19 protein-coding genes are annotated in these 15938 nt (G+C 50.2%); 3 read left to right on the plus strand and 16 right to left on the minus strand.

Annotated features, from left to right (window positions below; translation table 11 throughout):
* The first annotated feature begins 6 nt into the window (after window positions 1-6).
* A complete protein-coding gene (locus AC1S5B_RS04950) occupies window positions 7-1419 on the plus strand; it encodes an aminopeptidase P family protein (protein ID WP_482034593.1) in 1413 nt (470 codons plus the stop codon).
* A 22-nt stretch (window positions 1420-1441) separates the two neighbouring features.
* On the opposite strand, the gene AC1S5B_RS04955 is transcribed toward AC1S5B_RS04950, so the two are convergent.
* From AC1S5B_RS04955 to AC1S5B_RS04965, 3 genes are all read right to left on the minus strand, one after another.
* Window positions 1442-2347: a carbohydrate ABC transporter permease gene (locus AC1S5B_RS04955; RefSeq protein ID WP_482034594.1), complete on the minus strand. Its 906-nt coding sequence runs from the start codon at window positions 2345-2347 to the stop codon at window positions 1442-1444.
* A gap of 103 nt (window positions 2348-2450) precedes the next feature.
* The gene (locus AC1S5B_RS04960) at window positions 2451-2663 is read right to left on the minus strand and encodes a hypothetical protein (protein ID WP_482034595.1); all 213 of its coding nucleotides are present in this window, start codon (window positions 2661-2663) and stop codon (window positions 2451-2453) included.
* Between the two features lie 25 nt (window positions 2664-2688).
* Complete coding sequence (locus AC1S5B_RS04965; protein WP_482034596.1) at window positions 2689-4128, minus strand: NYN domain-containing protein; 1440 nt, start codon at window positions 4126-4128, stop codon at window positions 2689-2691.
* A gap of 149 nt (window positions 4129-4277) precedes the next feature.
* Between AC1S5B_RS04965 and lpxA the strand changes: the two genes are divergently transcribed.
* Window positions 4278-5084 (plus strand): acyl-ACP--UDP-N-acetylglucosamine O-acyltransferase, encoded by an 807-nt coding sequence (gene lpxA / locus AC1S5B_RS04970; protein ID WP_482034597.1) that lies wholly within the window; start codon window positions 4278-4280, stop codon window positions 5082-5084.
* Between the two features lie 101 nt (window positions 5085-5185).
* Here the strand turns inward: lpxA and AC1S5B_RS04975 are convergent, their stop codons facing one another.
* The 4 genes from AC1S5B_RS04975 to AC1S5B_RS04990 all read right to left on the minus strand — a co-directional run bounded on the left by AC1S5B_RS04975 (window position 5186) and on the right by AC1S5B_RS04990 (window position 9419).
* Window positions 5186-5782, minus strand: a complete 597-nt coding sequence (locus AC1S5B_RS04975; RefSeq protein ID WP_482034598.1) for a CPBP family intramembrane glutamic endopeptidase — start codon at window positions 5780-5782, stop codon at window positions 5186-5188.
* 143 nt (window positions 5783-5925) lie between these two features.
* On the minus strand, window positions 5926-6243 hold the full coding sequence (locus tag AC1S5B_RS04980) for a type II toxin-antitoxin system RelE/ParE family toxin (RefSeq protein WP_482034599.1): 318 nt from the start codon (window positions 6241-6243) through the stop codon (window positions 5926-5928).
* Window positions 6233-6568, minus strand: coding sequence for a UPF0175 family protein (locus AC1S5B_RS04985; protein WP_482034600.1), 336 nt, complete (start codon window positions 6566-6568; stop codon window positions 6233-6235). Before AC1S5B_RS04985 ends, AC1S5B_RS04980 begins: the two co-directional genes overlap by 11 nt.
* A gap of 28 nt (window positions 6569-6596) precedes the next feature.
* Window positions 6597-9419: a HEAT repeat domain-containing protein gene (locus AC1S5B_RS04990; protein WP_482034601.1), complete on the minus strand. Its 2823-nt coding sequence runs from the start codon at window positions 9417-9419 to the stop codon at window positions 6597-6599.
* Between the two features lie 80 nt (window positions 9420-9499).
* On the opposite strand from AC1S5B_RS04990, the gene AC1S5B_RS04995 reads away from it, so the two are divergent.
* Window positions 9500-10579 (plus strand): ISAs1 family transposase, encoded by a 1080-nt coding sequence (locus tag AC1S5B_RS04995; protein ID WP_482033858.1) that lies wholly within the window; start codon window positions 9500-9502, stop codon window positions 10577-10579.
* On the opposite strand, the gene AC1S5B_RS05000 is transcribed toward AC1S5B_RS04995, so the two are convergent.
* From AC1S5B_RS05000 to AC1S5B_RS05040, 9 genes are all read right to left on the minus strand, one after another.
* Window positions 10559-11245, minus strand: a complete 687-nt coding sequence (locus AC1S5B_RS05000; protein ID WP_482034602.1) for an NACHT domain-containing protein — start codon at window positions 11243-11245, stop codon at window positions 10559-10561. The genes AC1S5B_RS04995 and AC1S5B_RS05000 overlap by 21 nt on opposite strands.
* A gap of 152 nt (window positions 11246-11397) precedes the next feature.
* Entirely contained in the window at window positions 11398-12453 is a 1056-nt protein-coding gene (locus AC1S5B_RS05005; RefSeq protein WP_482034603.1) for a DUF3326 domain-containing protein, read from the minus strand.
* Window positions 12454-12587: 134 nt separating this feature from the next.
* Window positions 12588-12785, minus strand: a complete 198-nt coding sequence (locus AC1S5B_RS05010) for a hypothetical protein (protein ID WP_482034604.1) — start codon at window positions 12783-12785, stop codon at window positions 12588-12590.
* Between the two features lie 43 nt (window positions 12786-12828).
* Window positions 12829-13152 (minus strand): 2Fe-2S iron-sulfur cluster-binding protein, encoded by a 324-nt coding sequence (locus AC1S5B_RS05015; protein WP_482034605.1) that lies wholly within the window; start codon window positions 13150-13152, stop codon window positions 12829-12831.
* A 163-nt stretch (window positions 13153-13315) separates the two neighbouring features.
* Entirely contained in the window at window positions 13316-14059 is a 744-nt protein-coding gene (ftsE, locus tag AC1S5B_RS05020) for a cell division ATP-binding protein FtsE (RefSeq protein WP_482034606.1), read from the minus strand.
* A gap of 65 nt (window positions 14060-14124) precedes the next feature.
* Window positions 14125-14931 (minus strand): WecB/TagA/CpsF family glycosyltransferase, encoded by an 807-nt coding sequence (locus AC1S5B_RS05025; protein WP_482034607.1) that lies wholly within the window; start codon window positions 14929-14931, stop codon window positions 14125-14127.
* The gene (locus AC1S5B_RS05030) at window positions 14924-15262 is read right to left on the minus strand and encodes a DUF5615 family PIN-like protein (protein ID WP_482034608.1); all 339 of its coding nucleotides are present in this window, start codon (window positions 15260-15262) and stop codon (window positions 14924-14926) included. Before AC1S5B_RS05030 ends, AC1S5B_RS05025 begins: the two co-directional genes overlap by 8 nt.
* A gap of 3 nt (window positions 15263-15265) precedes the next feature.
* A complete protein-coding gene (locus AC1S5B_RS05035; protein ID WP_482034609.1) occupies window positions 15266-15598 on the minus strand; it encodes a DUF433 domain-containing protein in 333 nt (110 codons plus the stop codon).
* A 94-nt stretch (window positions 15599-15692) separates the two neighbouring features.
* A complete protein-coding gene (locus AC1S5B_RS05040) occupies window positions 15693-15929 on the minus strand; it encodes a hypothetical protein (protein ID WP_482034610.1) in 237 nt (78 codons plus the stop codon).
* Window positions 15930-15938 lie beyond the last annotated feature (9 nt).

Below are 15938 nucleotides of genomic sequence, written 5' to 3' on the forward strand. Positions count from 1 at the left end.
GGTCAAATGGCAACAGCACAAACTCCCTCAACCATGTCAACGCTTGCAGGCTCTTCTACTCTTGCCGCGGCGCTCAAAACCAGACGGGAAAAGCTGTCTCAATTGGTAGATTCTCCAGTTGTTTTATGGTCAGGGCGTAGCAGGGCGCGCAACTTTCCCGCGAATATCTATCCATTTCGGGCAAGCAGCCATTTTCTCTACTTTGCTGGGTTGCCCTTGGAGAATGCCGTAATTCGGTTGGAGCGAGGCAAGCTAACGCTGTTTATAGATGATGCCAGTCCAGCAAGTGTGCTGTGGCATGGAGAGTCACCTTCACGAACCGCGATCGCCCAACACATTGGGGCCGATGCCGCCTATCCATTGGCAGAGTTGGCAGCGAGGGTAAGTGATTGCGCTACTGTGCTGGTGCAAGATTCAGCGACTCGGCTAGAACAAGCTCAAGTGTTGAACCGGGAGATCGCTTCCCCTACTGAATCTGAAGGGATTGATTTAGCGCTGGTTAAGGCGATCGCAACTTTGCGAATGACTCACGACGCGGCGGCGATCGCAGAACTTCGGCAAGCGGCGGCTGTGAGTATTCAGGCGCACCAAGCGGGCATGGCAGCCACCCGCACCGCCAAAACCGAAGCTGAAGTGAGAGCAGCGATCGAGCAGGTGATCATGGCAAACAATATGACCCCTGCCTACAGCAGCATTGTTACGGTGCAGGGTGAAGTATTGCACAACAATCACTATCACCATGGATTGGAATCAGGGGATCTGTTGCTAGTAGATGCCGGAGCGGAAACTGCTACGGGTTGGGCGGCAGATATTACTCGTACGTGGGCAGTGTCGGGCAAGTTTTCGCCAACGCAACGCGCCATTTATGACATCGTGCTATTGGCGCATGATCGTTGCCTTGCCACGATGAAACCGGGTATTGAGTATCAAGAGATTCATCTAACGGCTGCCAGAGTCATTGCGGAAGGCTTGGTGGATCTGAGCATTTTGCGCGGCAACCCTACAGATTTGGTGGAAATGGATGCTCACGCACTATTTTTTCCTCACGGAGTCGGGCATCTGTTGGGGCTGGATGTGCATGATATGGAAGACTGTGGCGACTTGGCAGGGTATGCCGAGGGACGAACGAGAAGCGATCGCTTTGGTTTGGGCTATCTGCGCCTCAACCGCCCCTTGCAGGCGGGAATGCTGGTGACAATTGAACCGGGTTTCTATCAAGTGCCTGCGATTTTGAACGATCGCGATCGCCGAGAAAAGTACGGTGATGTCGTCAACTGGGATCGCTTGGCAGAATTCTCTGACGTGCGCGGCATTCGGATTGAAGATGATGTGTCGATCACAGCCACTGGAACGGAGGTGCTGACAGCGGCATTGCCAACGAGTATTGGGGCGATCGAGCAATTGATTAGCGGCAATTAATCAGGATCAATCCCCAGCGAACTCAAATCGATTCTGCTTTTTCAGTCAAACGCTCTAGGCTCAATCGCAGAATCGATAAACTCAAAATAATCAAAAACATGACTAGCCCGATCGTACAGGCATAGCTCATTTCCAGGTTTTGGAAGGCTTGCTCATAGAGATAGTAGACCAGGGTTTTAGAGCTATTGCGTGGTCCGCCCTGAGTCATGATGTAGAGTTCTTCAAAGGTTTTGGTGGCGGATATGGCAGAAATCACCGCTACTAACAGTAGATAAGGACGCATCAATGGCACGGTGATATCCCAATGTTTCTTGATGCCATCGGAGCCATCGATCGCCGCTGCCTCATACAAATCTTGGGGAATCGCCTGTAAGCCTGCCAGGTAAATCACCATGTAGTAGCCCAACCCTTTCCACACGGTCACCGCCATAACGCTAAAAATTGCCAAAGCCGGACTGGTGAGCCAGGGCACGGCTGGAATGGCAACCATTTTCAAAAACTGATTCAGCAAGCCATTGTCGGCATACAGCCACTTCCAAGCGATCCCTGCAACAACCATGGAAATGACCACAGGCACATAGAAGGCGGCTCGAAACCACTGAATGCCACGCAGCTTTTGATTCACCAAAATTGCCAGTGCTAGCGGGACTGTAACCAAGATTGGCACCACGCAGATCAGGTACAGAAAGGTATTACGGAAGGTTTGCCAAAAAACCGGATCAACCCAAAGTCGCTGAAAGTTCTTGAAGCCAATCCACACAGGTGGCTGGGTCAGGTCATATTCATAGCGGGTAAAGCTGAGGAAAAAGGCTTGCAGGGCAGGATAGAACACCGTCAAGCTGAGCACAACCAGGGCAGGCAGCAAAAACAGGTAGGGCGTGAGTTTAGGCTGAATCCGGTTCCAATTGTTTCGCTTCCAGGTGGGCATATCAAGTGCTTAAACGGTGTAGCTGAATTATACGGGGCGATCGCGCTCCACAACCACAGCTACTGTCTTTATGTCTGCTTCAAGCAGAAACGATTTTTGTGAACTAGAGAAAGGGTGATCGCCTTCTCCGGAGAGATATTAACAGGCGATCGCGTCTTGTTGGCAAGGGCGATCGCGTTTGGTGAGGATAGTGCGATCGTCTCTGTTCACTCATCAAGGCGATCACGTTTCTTGAGCAAAGGGCGATCGCGTTTTGTTTGGAGGAGCGATCGCGTTTGGGAGTCAAGAGACGATCGCGGATCAAGGTAGTAAGCACACTCAGGAATCACAATCGCTCTTGCTCACTGGAGCCGAACTTTCCACGCTTTCCCGGTTTGCTGAACCACCAGTTTTGTGCAGGTTTGAAGAAAAGTCGGATATTTTTTGTTGATATTTAACTGCTTTAAGACTGCTGTAATCGGTTGTTGATATTGTTGACGAAATTGGCTACCGATCGCCGATATATCTACAAAGCCGTCTGGATCTTTTTGGGGCAAAGCTTTGATGATTTTCGCGATCGCCATTTCCAAATCTTTTGCCGTCTTTAAAGGAAATTCAGCAGGTGGTCGATTGGGCTGAACCGATTTACCGTTGTTTGGGGACAGAGGGGCGGCTGATCCACCCTTTTTCTCTAACTCCACTGAATCCGGTGCCACTGCTTCGCCTGAAGGGGTTACAGTCGCAGCATCAAACAACGCGATATAGAGTGCCGCTTGTTCCGAAGCCTGATGCATGACAAATTCTTCGGGTCGATCAAGAAATAAATCTCTGGCTCGTTTTCCTGGCTGGTGAGCGGTTACCAGTTGATTAATTGAAAATCGATATTTTTCCCAAAATAATTGAGAAACTTTAGACAACTTGATCCAGGAGATTCCGCTTTTTTGTTGTTCAGCGCGAAGGATTTCTTTCAGATGGATGATACAGGTTTCCAGGGGTGGAATAGTGGGAACCACCACTTTCGGACAGGTAAACGTTTGTCCAGTATGGCTATTGACCACTGCGATCGCCCCATCCTGCTGTTTTCGCACCTGATATACCGTTAACCCTTGCTGGCTCAATTTCGTATGTAGGTTGGTCATGACCTTATCTGAGGAGCAAACCAACACTTCCTGAACCATCGGATAGTGGTCGTGGATGGAGGAACCCATGACAATCATCTTGCCGTCTGCCATATCATTTCCGGCAGGCACATGCATCAGATCGTATCCCCGTTGATGCAGTTCTTCATCATATTTGCCACAGGCTTTCCAATTGGCAAACGCAATTTTGACTTGCAATGGCAATGTACAGATATTTCTTAGAAAGCTTTCCTGGGGGATATCCAGTTTCAAGTTTTCAGCGTCCAATAACAGCAGAGCGATCGCCCGGTTCGATTCCACCGATTTCCCGTTCAAATTAGGTGGGTGATTTAGGATAGCCGCTGGCTCCGTCGAATCACTTTCCAGCAAATTTAGTTGCGCCTGCAATTCTTGAAAGGCGGAGGATTCAAAAAAGTCAGGCAAAAAGAATTGCTGGAGCAGTTGGCGAATTCTCTGAGTCTGCGCTTCGGCGGAGCCTTGATCCAGCAACCCCACTAATTTAGCGACGAATGCCTCTTGAACCCGTGGCTTTTGCCAATCATGATGACGAATTTTTTCGATTAACCAGTCTGGATGATGCTGGTGAATCGTCGCGATCGCCTGACAAACTACCTGAGCAGCTTGAAGTGGAATCACTGGACTATTCTCGCTGATCATCACCATGACAACCTTACCCGTTCAATGGACACTATTATTGCAGCTAGGATTCCCAAATGATTTTCCCAAGCTTGCACAGAAGAAACACAGGGAGTATAAGAGATTACGCAAGAAATAGTCTTAAAGTCGGGATAGCAAGCGTGGAAGTGAGGACGATGATACACCCAACCGCAGTGATTGAATCGGGGGTAGAGTTGGGGGAAGGGGTAACGGTGGGGGCGTTTGCCTACATTGGTCATAGCGTCAAATTGGGCGATCGCTGCACGATCAATCCTCACGTCACAATTTTGCCCTACACGACCTTAGGCGCAGGCTGTCAGGTGCATTCTGGCGCAGTGTTGGGCGATGTGCCGCAGGATTTGGCATTCAAAGATGAAGCATCCTATGTGCAAATTGGCGAAGACTGCGTGATTCGGGAAGGGGTGACGATCCATCGCGGCACCAAAGCAGGCACGGTCACGGAAATCGGCGATCGCTGCTTGTTTATGGCGCAAAGCCACGCGGCGCACAACGTTCAGGTGGGCAATGATGTGATTGTGGCAAATGGGGCACTGCTAGCAGGCTATGTGGAAGTGGGCGATCGCGCCTTCATTAGCGGCAACTGTTTGGTGCATCAGTTTACCCGTGTGGGCAGGTTGGCAATGATGGCAGGGGGTTCTGCGGTTCAAAAAGATGTGTTGCCCTTTTGCATTACCCGCAGCGTCAGCCCCAACACAATTATGGGACTGAACGTAGTCGGCTTGCGCCGCGCTGGGTTCACCGCCAGCGATCGCCACGACCTGAAACAAGCCCTCAAAGTGCTGTATGGCTCTGGACTCAATATTTCTCAAGCCACTGATGAACTAGAGCAGTTCGAGTCTGCTTTGGTGCAGGAATGGTGCCAATTCATTCGCGGCTCTAAACGGGGGATTTGCAAGTTTTTTAAGCGATCGGGTCAGAGTGAAGATGAGGCGATCGAGTAAAAGAGGGTACGGAGTACAGAGTTGGGAGTGCGGAGTTGGGAAATCAAGCCGCGATCGCAGTTCAAAAAATAGGCGTGTCCTACATCTTTGTGACAATTGCTTTATGCGACATCATCTTTGAAACCGCGCCATTTCCATAAGCAGCCAGAAATAAAGTTGGTGGTGATATGCGCCAAAATCGGCACCAGCAAATTATTAGTCATTAGGGCACTGACTCCCAGCACGCCCCCGATCGCCGTTGCCCACACGACATACGACCATTGCTTGAAACTGCTAAGGTGCAAAACTCCAAAACAGAGGCTTGAAAACAGAATGCCTGCGGCATCTAACCCAAAGGTGGGCAGCATCACCCCGCGAAACAGCAGTTCTTCACTCAGTCCCGGCAGCAAGCCCAACCAGAGGATGTCAGGAAACACCAGCGGCTTTAAGACCAGTTGCAGGTAGTAGTCGGCGCTCTGGCGATACTCTGCCCACAGCGCATAGACGACTGAACTAGCTAGCGTGATGCCAACGCCTAACCCGACTCCCAGCAGAGCGTGTTCGCTAGACCAGGCGATCGGCAGCATTAGCCCCGATCCAAACTTGACCCACAGCTTACTCACTACCAACAGCACGACCGCGGTTATTCCCATGGCAACCAGCACTTGGATGCGCGTCAATGGTACAAATTCAGGATCGTCAGAAAAGGGATCTGCCACAGGAAAAATCGGTAAAAAAAAGGCAACGGCTAAATACTAGCAAGCTTTGCTGATGAATTTAGACATTTCACTCATGCGATTCCCTCATGGAAGCTCGTCAGGTAATTGGATTTATTGTTCGTATTGAGCTATCGCGGCTTCGATTACTTCAGCGTCAACATCAGCGAGATCGGATTTGGCGTAGATCGTTGCCAGGATGATTCGATCAGCAGTTTTGACGTAATAGATGACTCGATAACCGCCACTTTTGCCTTTTTGGATATTGCTTTTTTGAGGCGAACTTTGAAAACGGTATAGTTTACTCCCGCCATGCGATCGCCCGGAAGTTCACCCGCTTGGAGTTGCTCAATTAGGGATTGGAGATCTGCACGAACCTGGCGATAGCGTTTAGCGAGATCGCGCAGGTCACGCTGGAAGCGGGGGGTGAGATCAATTTGGATCGGGGGTGGGTCAGTCGGCATCAACCCCGTCCCACAGTTGAGCTAGAGGAATGGTTTGTCCGGTGAAGGCTTCGTATAAGCCCTGGCGAATCCCTTCGAGAATAATTTCGTTGGGGGTTTCATCAGGGTCCGGTTCGTCGTCGGAATCGTTTGAGATCGCTGGGGGAATCGCAATATCGCGGCTGGTCAGGAGGTGCTGAAACTCAGGATGGGGCATTCCAGTAAGTTGGGCACCCTGGTCAAGCGTGATGTGATGCTGTTGGAACAGGGCGATCGCGATTTCCTGGATGATGGCAGCTTGGTCGAATTGGGCGAGGTCGTCGGGCAGGTCGAGGGTAATTTGCATAAGGCTACCTCCTAAACTTGTAAGCGCGCTATTTCACATCTTCGCTAACACCTTCTAGAAAAGCCATCAAGCCTTTACCCCAAGGATTTTGATCAGTAAAGTGTTCGCCTACTTTCACTGCCGCTTTTTTACCGCCATTCCAGAGCCGCTTAACATTCATCAAGTCTTGCCACTGGGGAAGCTGCTTAGCTTTGATTTCTTTGAATTCTGCATCAATGATGCTGAGTGCCTGTTGCTCGTCCTGTACAAAAGAATATTTCTGCTCCAATGCCCGAATAATCTCCACCACGGCATTAAGAGCAGTTTCAGGGGAAGCTTGTTGGGTATTTCGGACGTTTTGAATCACCTTTGAATTACTCCCTTCTGCGGCATAGCCGATACCAAATGTTCCTTGTTGATTGATGATGGGTTGTTTATTCGACATGAGTGTAAGTTCCTTGATAGATTCTATGTATACGGTACTAAAGCTATCAAACAAATGCCCACGGTCTTCTGGCACTGGGTCAGAGCCGAAAATCTCGTAGTTGTAGAACTGGCAGTTGGCTTGGATAGCGGCGATCGAGGAGGAAAAATGATCATTCAAAAGCTTGATCTTCCAATCAGAACTTAAAACTTGAGAGACTTGCGTTTGCATTGGTGAATTACTGAGTTTAATCAATGCTTCAATAGCACTAAAGCGAACCACAAATTCTGGGTCGGTCAAAAATTCCGTTAATACTTCAACTGATGATTGGTTAACCAGGTAACCAAATACTCGAATAGCAGCTTCTCGGATATCTGGATTTTGGATACTTGGGTTATTATTGGGCTTCAAAAATTCAACCAGCTTGAGCAACACTAAACGGCTTTCAAACTTACCCAATGCTTCTGCGGACATCATTCTGACAGTGGAGTTTTTATCCAATAAGGTAGTAAGCAAGCCATCAATAGCATCATCATCCGCTAAGTGACCTAATGCTTTAGCCGATTCCCAACGAACATTGGTATAAGTTGACTTAAGAGCTTGGATTAATCCAGAGACAACGGTCTTTCCACCGATTGCCTCTAATGCTTTGAGAGGTTTCCACCAATCATAAGGACCGATACCAAGAGTAAAGGCAACGTTTGGGTCTTCCAGAATTCTGAGCAATTCTGGAAGTACTTGCCCATCCCCTAGTGTTCCTAGCGCAATAACTAGCTTTCCACGAATTTCTTTACTCGGATTGGCTTGCAAGAGTTTACGTAACTCTGGAACTGCTGTCTGATCTCCCAGTTTTCCTAAAGCTTCAGCAGCTTTTGCAGTCAATCCGGGATACCAATTGAAGAGAACGCTGATCAGCCTTTCAGTTGCTCTATAGTTTCCTAATTCACCCAATGTCCATGCTGCACACTCGGCAACGCAAGGATGGTCATGCTTTAAGGCTTTGATCAGTTCTGGAATTGCCTGTTGAGCATTCAATTCTTTGATCGTGCGGGCAGCTTTCCAACGAATGTGTCCATCTTCAAAGCTTGCGACTAATGGCAGGATGGCTTTTTCACTGCCGACTTTACCCAGCGCTTCGGCTGCATTTTGGCGGGTTTCACGATTTGGATCTTTTAATGATTTGATAAGCTCGTTAGCAGCTTTATCACCATTGATTTGGGATAAGGCTCTGCCTGCAACCCAGCGTAGAGAGATTGATGATTCTTCTACCGCTATTTTTACTAGGGCTGAAATCGCTGAGTCACAAGCCAAATCACCCAAAGCCTCAGCCGCTTTAGTGCGAACTCGCTCACTCTCGTCTTTCAATGCTTCAAGCAAATCTGGGGCAACCGCTTGATTACCCAATTCACCTAATGCATCAGCGGCTTGCGCTCGGATACCATCATCCTCATGGCGGCTGAGAGTCTGTTGCAGCTTGGGGATGGCTTTATCATCTCCAATTCCACCCAATGAAAAAAGGGCAGCACAAACAGTCAGTTGGCTGTTATGAGTTAAGGCTTCGAGTAGCATCGGAACTGCTGACTTGCTACCAATCCGTCTCAGGGCAAAAGCAGATTGGAGAACTAAATCCCGATCCTCTTCATTACAAATGATTTTCGTTAGGTATGATATTGAAACCTCCGATCGCGTCTCCCCTAAAAGCTCCACCTTCAACCATTCCGGCAGTCTCTTCTCATCAATAAGTTTGTTGACTAATCCTACAGTTTGCTCCTGAAACTTCGGCTTCACCTCTCCTGCCAGTCGCGCTCCCAGCTTCCAATCCACCTCCAGTGCCAGCTTGACCACCTGCACTGCCTGTGTCTCATCGGGTATCAGTGCCGCCATCATTGCCAGGGGTTCAGTCCACTTCAACAAATTGAGATAATCCCGCTTCAGCTTGGCATCGCTGAGGGTTGATAATTGCAGCAGCAGGTATTCGGCGGCGTAGTATTCCTGAAACAACTGGTGGCGAAACTCAATTTGGTTCGGGTTGGCGGCAACTTGTAGCAAATGGTGATCGAGTAAATCCTGGAGCCAGTCTTTGGCTTGCTCGCCCGGTGCTGTGACTCGCCCTTGCAAAAATTGCTCCAGCAGTCGCTCTGCTTGGGCGCGATCGCACTGCAACCATTTCCCCGTTGGGCTGCCGTCTGCCTGCAACATGTCAAACGCCAACCGCCTTAGCAATTCCCCGTTCCACTGCCAAAACTTGGCGGAGGTTCTCACCCCTTCGCCGTTTTTCCAGGTGTTGTACTTGCGATCGACTGCCCGAAACAATTCCCCTTTGCTCTTGAGATCTCCGACTTTTTCAAAAAATTGGAGATCTGGATCGGCATACACCTCGCACAGCAACTTCAGCAGTAAGGGCGTTTCGGCAATTTCGCGCAGGCGGTCTTTCAGGCTCCGCAGCAACTCGTCCCCCCGCTCCCAGGGCTAGTTCATCAGTGGTAGAAAAATGATAATGGGTGATGCTCTTTCACCCCTAGCTAGCCATGAGCCTGATTGATGCTCTCAAACAAGTACGAGACTATCGAACCCAACCCCAGTATCCATTGTGGGTGATTTTGTTGCTGGTACTGATGGCAACGATGAGCGGGTGTGTGGGGTATCGAGCGATCGCGTGCTTTGTGGAGCGCCATCAAACCCAATTGTTAGGGGTACTCGAAGTGCCCTATGAGCGGTTACCCTGCTACTCGACGATTCGCCGCGCTTTGGTGCGAGTGGACTTTGAGGCGTTAACCGAGGTTTTCAATCAATGGGCACAGGAAACGGTTGAGCTGGAAGAGCAAGCCGCTTGTGCCGTTGACGGCAAGAGCATCCGAGTCAGTCTGAGAGATTACGACCAGGCGTATCAAGATTTTGTCAGTGTGGTGTCGGTGGTCAGCACTCGACTGGGACTGGTCGTTGGGGTGCAATCCATGCACAACAAAACGAGTAGTGAAATTGTAACGGTACAAACCTTGTTGGAGCACCTTCAGTTGCAAGGGGTGTGTTTTAGTTTTGATGCCCTGCACGCCAAAAAAAAAACAGTTCAGCAAATTATAGCCAGTCAGAACCACTACTTAATTGCCATCAAAGGGAATCAACCCAAATTATTAGCCCAAATCCAGCAGCAGTTTGAACACTCGTCTCCCCTCAGTTGTCACGTGGACTCAGAGCGGACGCGCAATCGCTCAACCCAACGCCGTGTGTGTGTATTGGAGCCAAGTGCCACCATTGACCCAAGTTGGGTCGCTCTTAAACGAGTGATTCGGGTCGAACGCACCGGACTAAGAGCAGGCATACCCGTTTCACAGACGGTGTTTTATATCAGTTCGCTGGCAACCGATGCCGCCGAGTTTGCCCGTCGTATCCGGCAGCATTGGCACATTGAGAATCGCCTCCACTGGTGTAAAGATGTGGTCTTTCAAGAAGATACGACTCCACTGTGTGAGGGTCACGCTTTGATTAATATGGCAATTGTGCGAACCTTTGCCCTTAATCTCTTCCGGCAGCATGGGTTTGACTCTTTGACTCAGGCGATTCGACAGGTTGCTCATGATATCCCTCGCCTATTTTCCTTCTGCCAATGAATCAGCCCTGCCCCGCTCCGGCAGATAGCGGGTTACAAAGTCGCGCATCTGCGGTTCTGTTAGCGGACACATTTCCAGCCTTTGCTCAATCCCTAGCCCCGTGCCTAACTGCCGCGAGGTAAAAATCATTGGCGTATCTTGGCGGTTATCCTCCCAGAACTGCCGTACCTGATGCTCTCGATTTTCTGAGGGAATTTCGTTCAGTCCATCCAGCAGTAAAAACAGTCGCCCATGCAGTAGCCACTCATCAATCTGCTCCAGACTCACCCGCAACTTCGCCTGCCGAAACTCCGCACCAATCGCCTCTATAATCGAGCGATCGCCCCGCAATGCCACCAGCACCGGAACCGGCTGCGCTTCATCTGCTAATGCCGACTGTGCCAACTCCCACCGCAACCGCTGCAATGCTGTCGATTTTCCCGATCCGGGCTTGCCCACCAATACTACCTGTCCCGCCTGTCCATTGTTGGGCATCCCATACTTTCGCAGCCCCGCCAGCACTTCCAGCCGCTCGATTTTCTTTTCTGGATTTCTGCCTGCTGCTGGCTCATTGGGCGATCGCTGCTCCTCTTCGCGATATTCCACCCGCAAATCCGTCAGCGTGTAGCGATCGGGCTGCTTTGTATAGTTGGCAATCAGAAAATTGAGATAGGAAGAGAAATCCACGGTATTTCTCAGCGTGCAACGGGTTTGTTCTAATCTACGCGATCGCTAGAGGAAATTCGGGAAGGGCTGCGGGAATGGGCGATCGCTCCACCTTCACTTCTTTCCTGGCTGGCGATTGTTCTGGTGGCGCTGGTTCGCTGTTCAGCCGGGTTTCATACCAGACATTTCAAGGACGTAATTGCTGGATTGAATAACTCTAGACTGATCCCTGCGCGCTCTGCCACCAGCACGCCCAACGCTTCCAGATATGAATTGACCTGGATTGCCGCAATGCCCAAGGCTTCCGGTGGCACTTGCATTCTGGTTTGATTCTCGCGCACTGCTACAATCTTCGTGTGGGGCTGCTGGCAGAGACTCAGCACCGCACTTCCCCCACAGGCGGTTGCAGGAATGACGATCGCATCCACTTGATTTGCCCACAGATCACCCGAAGCCGCATTACCAGACAAGACAAACTGCGGTGCCCGACTCAACCCCACCAAGACGCAAGGCAGGAAGGTATGTCCTAACTCCTCGGCAGCAGAACGGGGGGAAATAGTGGCATCAAGCGGTAACGGCAGTAGGGCAGGCGCATGGGCACAGGGAATCTGAAAAGTGCGGACGATCAGATGGCTAATCACGGCTTCGGCTCCCGCCAGCGGGTCTACGCCTTGACCGTGGCGATAATTGTGCAGAGCATCGCTATCCACGTCATCGGGAAACCGAGCGACGATCGCGATCGCCTCGGCTCCCGCTTTCGTAATCAACTGCTCTGCGGCTCTCAGCAGGCTATCGGGCTGGTCAATCGTGCCCCAAGTCGCCCCAGAATCTGCGGTCTTCAAATTCACACCCAAGGGCATATCGGTGATGACATAATCTGTCAAACTTAGTCCCAGCGTGGCGCGGGTAGCATCCGCAGCTTGCAAATGGCGAATTCGCAAATCGGGTTCAATGGCGCGATCGAGAATCAGCCCCACTCGATTGTGATGGACTGGACGCAAGCCCCAAGCCCCCGCTGCAAACTGATCCAATCCGTAGCCTTCCACATACAAAGCGTTGGGCAAATTCCAGTAAAGCTGCGCACCGTTCAATACATTGGGATGGGTGATCAGACAATCTGCCACTTCAGCGATCGCCCGTGCTACTGGCAATGCATCTCCCGCATAGCCGCCAATGGATGCCCCAATTCCAGTGGGCACAATCAGCACAACAGTGTAAGGGCGTTTCATGGGTCAGAGTGCGGAGTTGAGATAGAAGTTTTAAGTTTTAAGTTTTTAATTTCCTTCTCGTTTTCTGACTCTCGACTCTCACCTTTCATCAGAGTGCTGAGACCCGAAACCCGAAACCCGAAACCTAAAAGTTGCTAGTGAGTTGGTGCTTCAGTTTGAGTAGCTTGAGTCACGATCGCCTCGACCACAGCCTTTTGTCGCTCTAAATCAACTGCTGTCACTGCCCATCGCAGAGGTTCTCCCCGCTTTTGCAACTCTGCTTCTACTTCCCGTTGAAGTGCCAGGGGCGACTCCTGCAAATCAATTTCGGCAGTAATAAAATGAGTGGTCATGACGCAATCCAATAAAGATCTGAGACTAATAACACAAGCAAACTTATTTTTGAGGTTGCCCGAACTGAAGGTTATAAACCGTGTCTTCCTTTTCAGTTTCAACCTTTAGATTGGAACGAGGATGAGAGACACAGAGCAACGCATACCCTTGTTCCTGTAGCTCTGGGCTGATTCCCATGCCGTCTGCTTGGTCAACGGTTCCTTCTAAAAGCTGAGCCGCGCAAGTTGTGCAAACTCCCGCATGGCAAGAACTGGGCAAATCTAGCTGAAGCGCATCGGCAACTTCCAAAACGGTTTTGTCTTCGGGAACTTGAATGGTGTGAGTCGTACCCTGATGATGGATTTCAACAGTATAAGTATTGGACATTGCTGATAGCAGGTAGTAAGCGGCGGATGTGGATTGGCGTGGTAAAGGGTTTACTGCCTAGATTTCTACAGTACTCGATTTGGGAATCTAAATGAAGATTGCCACCTGAGTCAATTCAATGTTTTTGCAGCTTCCCAGGCTTTTTAGCACTGCTGAAACTCTGTTATTTTGGCTGGGAACAGTAAAGGTGACCGTTGCGAATTTGAACCACCGGATGGTTTGAGAGGCGAATCAGGCTTTCGTCGTGAGTGGTGACAATGATCGTAATGCCGATCGCGTGTAGCTTTTTGAGAATTTTGATCACCTGCCAGGAATTGTCGGCATCCAAGTTGCCAGTCGGTTCATCCGCAAGCACAAGCGGTGGTGTGTTGACGATCGCACGGGCAATGCTGGCGCGCTGCTGCTCCCCACCCGATAGCTCATCAGGAAAACTATCTGCTTTGTGCTGAAGTCCAACCATTTTTAGGGCAGGCGGCAGGCGGCGCTGAATCTCCTGACGACCATAACCCTGTGCCCACAGCACAAACGCCACATTTTCCGCGACTGTGCGCCGGGGAATCAGCTTGTAATCTTGAAAGACGATGCCAATCCGTCGCCGCAGTGCCGCCAAGCGATCGCCCTTCAACCCACCCACATTCAACCCATCCACCATCACCTCACCCGCTGTTGCCCGTTCCTCGCCATACAGCAGCTTGAGAAAAGTGGATTTGCCAGACCCAGAAGGACCCGTGACAAACAAAAAGTCGCCGCTTTGAATCTCCAGATTGATATCCGTGAGCGCCTTAAAGCCGTTGTCATACGCTTTGTGAACCTGCCGCAAACAGACGATCGCCTTCCGAGTCGCATCTAATGAGGGCGACACCGAGGGTTTTTCCTTAGAGGGCAGGCGGGTTGAACCTTGGGGCATAGGAATAAAAATGGAGCGATCGCAAATTTCCGTTCATTAGAACACAGAAGCCCCAAAATAGCTTCCTATTTTTTGGTTCCGATGCCCACTCGCCAGAGCAGCGATCGCCATGCAAAATGCGGCAACGCCAGCATTCGCTTCCAGCGCCACGGTTCTTGATAGAGACGATAGAACCACTCCAAATGGTTTTTGCGAAAGAACTCTGGAGCGCGGGTTTTCGTACCTGCCCAAATATCAAAACTGCCGCCTACGCCAATCCAGATTGAATTAGGACAGAGATAGCGATGTTCCGCGATCCAAAATTCCTGCCGAGGCACACCCAAACCCACCAGAATCAATCCAGGTTGTAAGTCCTTTAATCGCTGCTCAAACCCAAGCTGCTCCTCTGGTTTGAGATAGCCGTGTTGGGTGTCAATCACCAGCCCCGGACACTGCTGTTGCCACGAGATCGCAGCCTGATCCGTGACTCCCGGCTGTCCACCATAGAAAAACACCGTGCCCAAATCTCTCGATTTGCCAAAGGCTTGCAGCATTCCTTCTGCCAGTTCGATACCGGGGCGACGTTCGACCTGCTTGCCGTATAGCTTCAGGTACAGCACAATGCCAGAACCATCGGGAATCACCAGTTCTGCCTGCTGGATAATCTCGGCAAGCGGTGGATTTTGCCCTGCCTGCATCGTCATTTCTGCGTTCAACGTCACCACATGACAACCCCGCTGTTGGACTGCTTGAGACACCAGCCAGCCCAAATAGTCGCTCGTCAAATGAACGGGCACACCCAACACAGAAAACGGCTGTAATTCTTGAGGTAAAGCGGATTGAGGCACTATCTTTTCACCCTCGCGATCGCGGGGTATTTCATCGTTAAGCATCTCGATAAATCCGAATCAATTGGCTATCTAAACGGTCGAGTTGAGTCACTGCTTGGTGAATTTTCTCTGCTAGTCGTTCAAAATTCGGGTTTTCAGTACAAGCAATAATACCGGAATGATTGGGTGAAACTTTATGGAGCCGAATGAAATCGTGGCGGTTGAGCGTTAAAACAGCTCGACAATCCTTTGTGGCAAAGGCTAAAACATCAGGGTCAGGAATGCGCTGATTGGCATTGCCAGCTTCCTGGACAGTTAATACATTGTGTCCGAGCGATCGCGGGACGAGCGTGGCTTCTCCAGGAAATTGTTCATCAGCATAGAATCGCGCCATCAGCTATGCTTCATCCTGCTTGCGGATGGCAATCTCAATTTCGCTAGGATATATTGCAGCATACGCCCAAGCGTTTGCCAGATCAGTGGCTGACAGGTCAGGGTAGTTCTCTAGAAGTTTGGCTTCACTAAGTCCCAGCCGTCGATAGCTAATGAGCAGCCAAACTGGAATACGGGTGTCACGGATGCAGGCATCACCGCCCATCACATTGGGTGTTTTGCCAATTCCCTCCCAAGTGTTGGCTAAGTTGTTTGAGAGCAGTTGAATGATGGCAGCCTGCTCTGAGGGTTTGAGCAAGAGTAGCTGGGCTTCTAGCTGTTTAAGTGTCGTCATCATGACTCCTATAGGAGTGGAGAATAACCGGGAAACTTCTCAATACTGTAGATCACAACGACGATATCGATGTAGACCAAGCTTGATTCTGGTAGATTTAGTCGTCCCATGAAGCTCTCTCTTGCTGTAAATATTGGTCAACCTCTTCAGGGGTTTGAAAGAGCTGTTGACCGGGGGCTTCATTGAGAATATCGATGATGGATTGTTTGGATAACTCAGTGGCTAGATGGGGTAGGAGGTGCGATCGCACGAGGTTCTGCTCAGCGGGTGAGAGTGCATGAATGGCTTGGATCAGCGATTCAACCAGTTGAAAGTTAATAGTTGTACTGCTCATATTTCTTCT

It is taken from the genome of Leptolyngbya sp. CALU 1928 (genome assembly GCF_056784215.1).

Bases quoted from the DNA above. Each gene is read 5' to 3' on its own strand.
- AC1S5B_RS04965 (WP_482034596.1), bottom strand. From the start codon at position 4,128: ATGGTGATGATCAGCGAGAATAGTCCAGTGATTCCACTTCAAGCTGCT.
- AC1S5B_RS04985 (WP_482034600.1), bottom strand. From the start codon at position 6,568: ATGCAAATTACCCTCGACCTGCCCGACGACCTCGCCCAATTCGACCAA.
- AC1S5B_RS04980 (WP_482034599.1), bottom strand. From the start codon at position 6,243: ATGCCGACTGACCCACCCCCGATCCAAATTGATCTCACCCCCCGCTTC.
- AC1S5B_RS05010 (WP_482034604.1), bottom strand. From the start codon at position 12,785: ATGACCACTCATTTTATTACTGCCGAAATTGATTTGCAGGAGTCGCCC.
- AC1S5B_RS04950 (WP_482034593.1), top strand. From the start codon at position 7: ATGGCAACAGCACAAACTCCCTCAACCATGTCAACGCTTGCAGGCTCT.
- AC1S5B_RS05030 (WP_482034608.1), bottom strand. From the start codon at position 15,262: ATGGCGCGATTCTATGCTGATGAACAATTTCCTGGAGAAGCCACGCTC.
- AC1S5B_RS05015 (WP_482034605.1), bottom strand. From the start codon at position 13,152: ATGTCCAATACTTATACTGTTGAAATCCATCATCAGGGTACGACTCAC.
- AC1S5B_RS04995 (WP_482033858.1), top strand. From the start codon at position 9,500: ATGAGCCTGATTGATGCTCTCAAACAAGTACGAGACTATCGAACCCAA.
- AC1S5B_RS05025 (WP_482034607.1), bottom strand. From the start codon at position 14,931: ATGCTTAACGATGAAATACCCCGCGATCGCGAGGGTGAAAAGATAGTG.
- AC1S5B_RS05035 (WP_482034609.1), bottom strand. From the start codon at position 15,598: ATGATGACGACACTTAAACAGCTAGAAGCCCAGCTACTCTTGCTCAAA.
- lpxA (WP_482034597.1), top strand. From the start codon at position 4,278: ATGATACACCCAACCGCAGTGATTGAATCGGGGGTAGAGTTGGGGGAA.
- AC1S5B_RS04955 (WP_482034594.1), bottom strand. From the start codon at position 2,347: ATGCCCACCTGGAAGCGAAACAATTGGAACCGGATTCAGCCTAAACTC.
- ftsE (WP_482034606.1), bottom strand. From the start codon at position 14,059: ATGCCCCAAGGTTCAACCCGCCTGCCCTCTAAGGAAAAACCCTCGGTG.
- AC1S5B_RS05040 (WP_482034610.1), bottom strand. From the start codon at position 15,929: ATGAGCAGTACAACTATTAACTTTCAACTGGTTGAATCGCTGATCCAA.
- AC1S5B_RS05005 (WP_482034603.1), bottom strand. From the start codon at position 12,453: ATGAAACGCCCTTACACTGTTGTGCTGATTGTGCCCACTGGAATTGGG.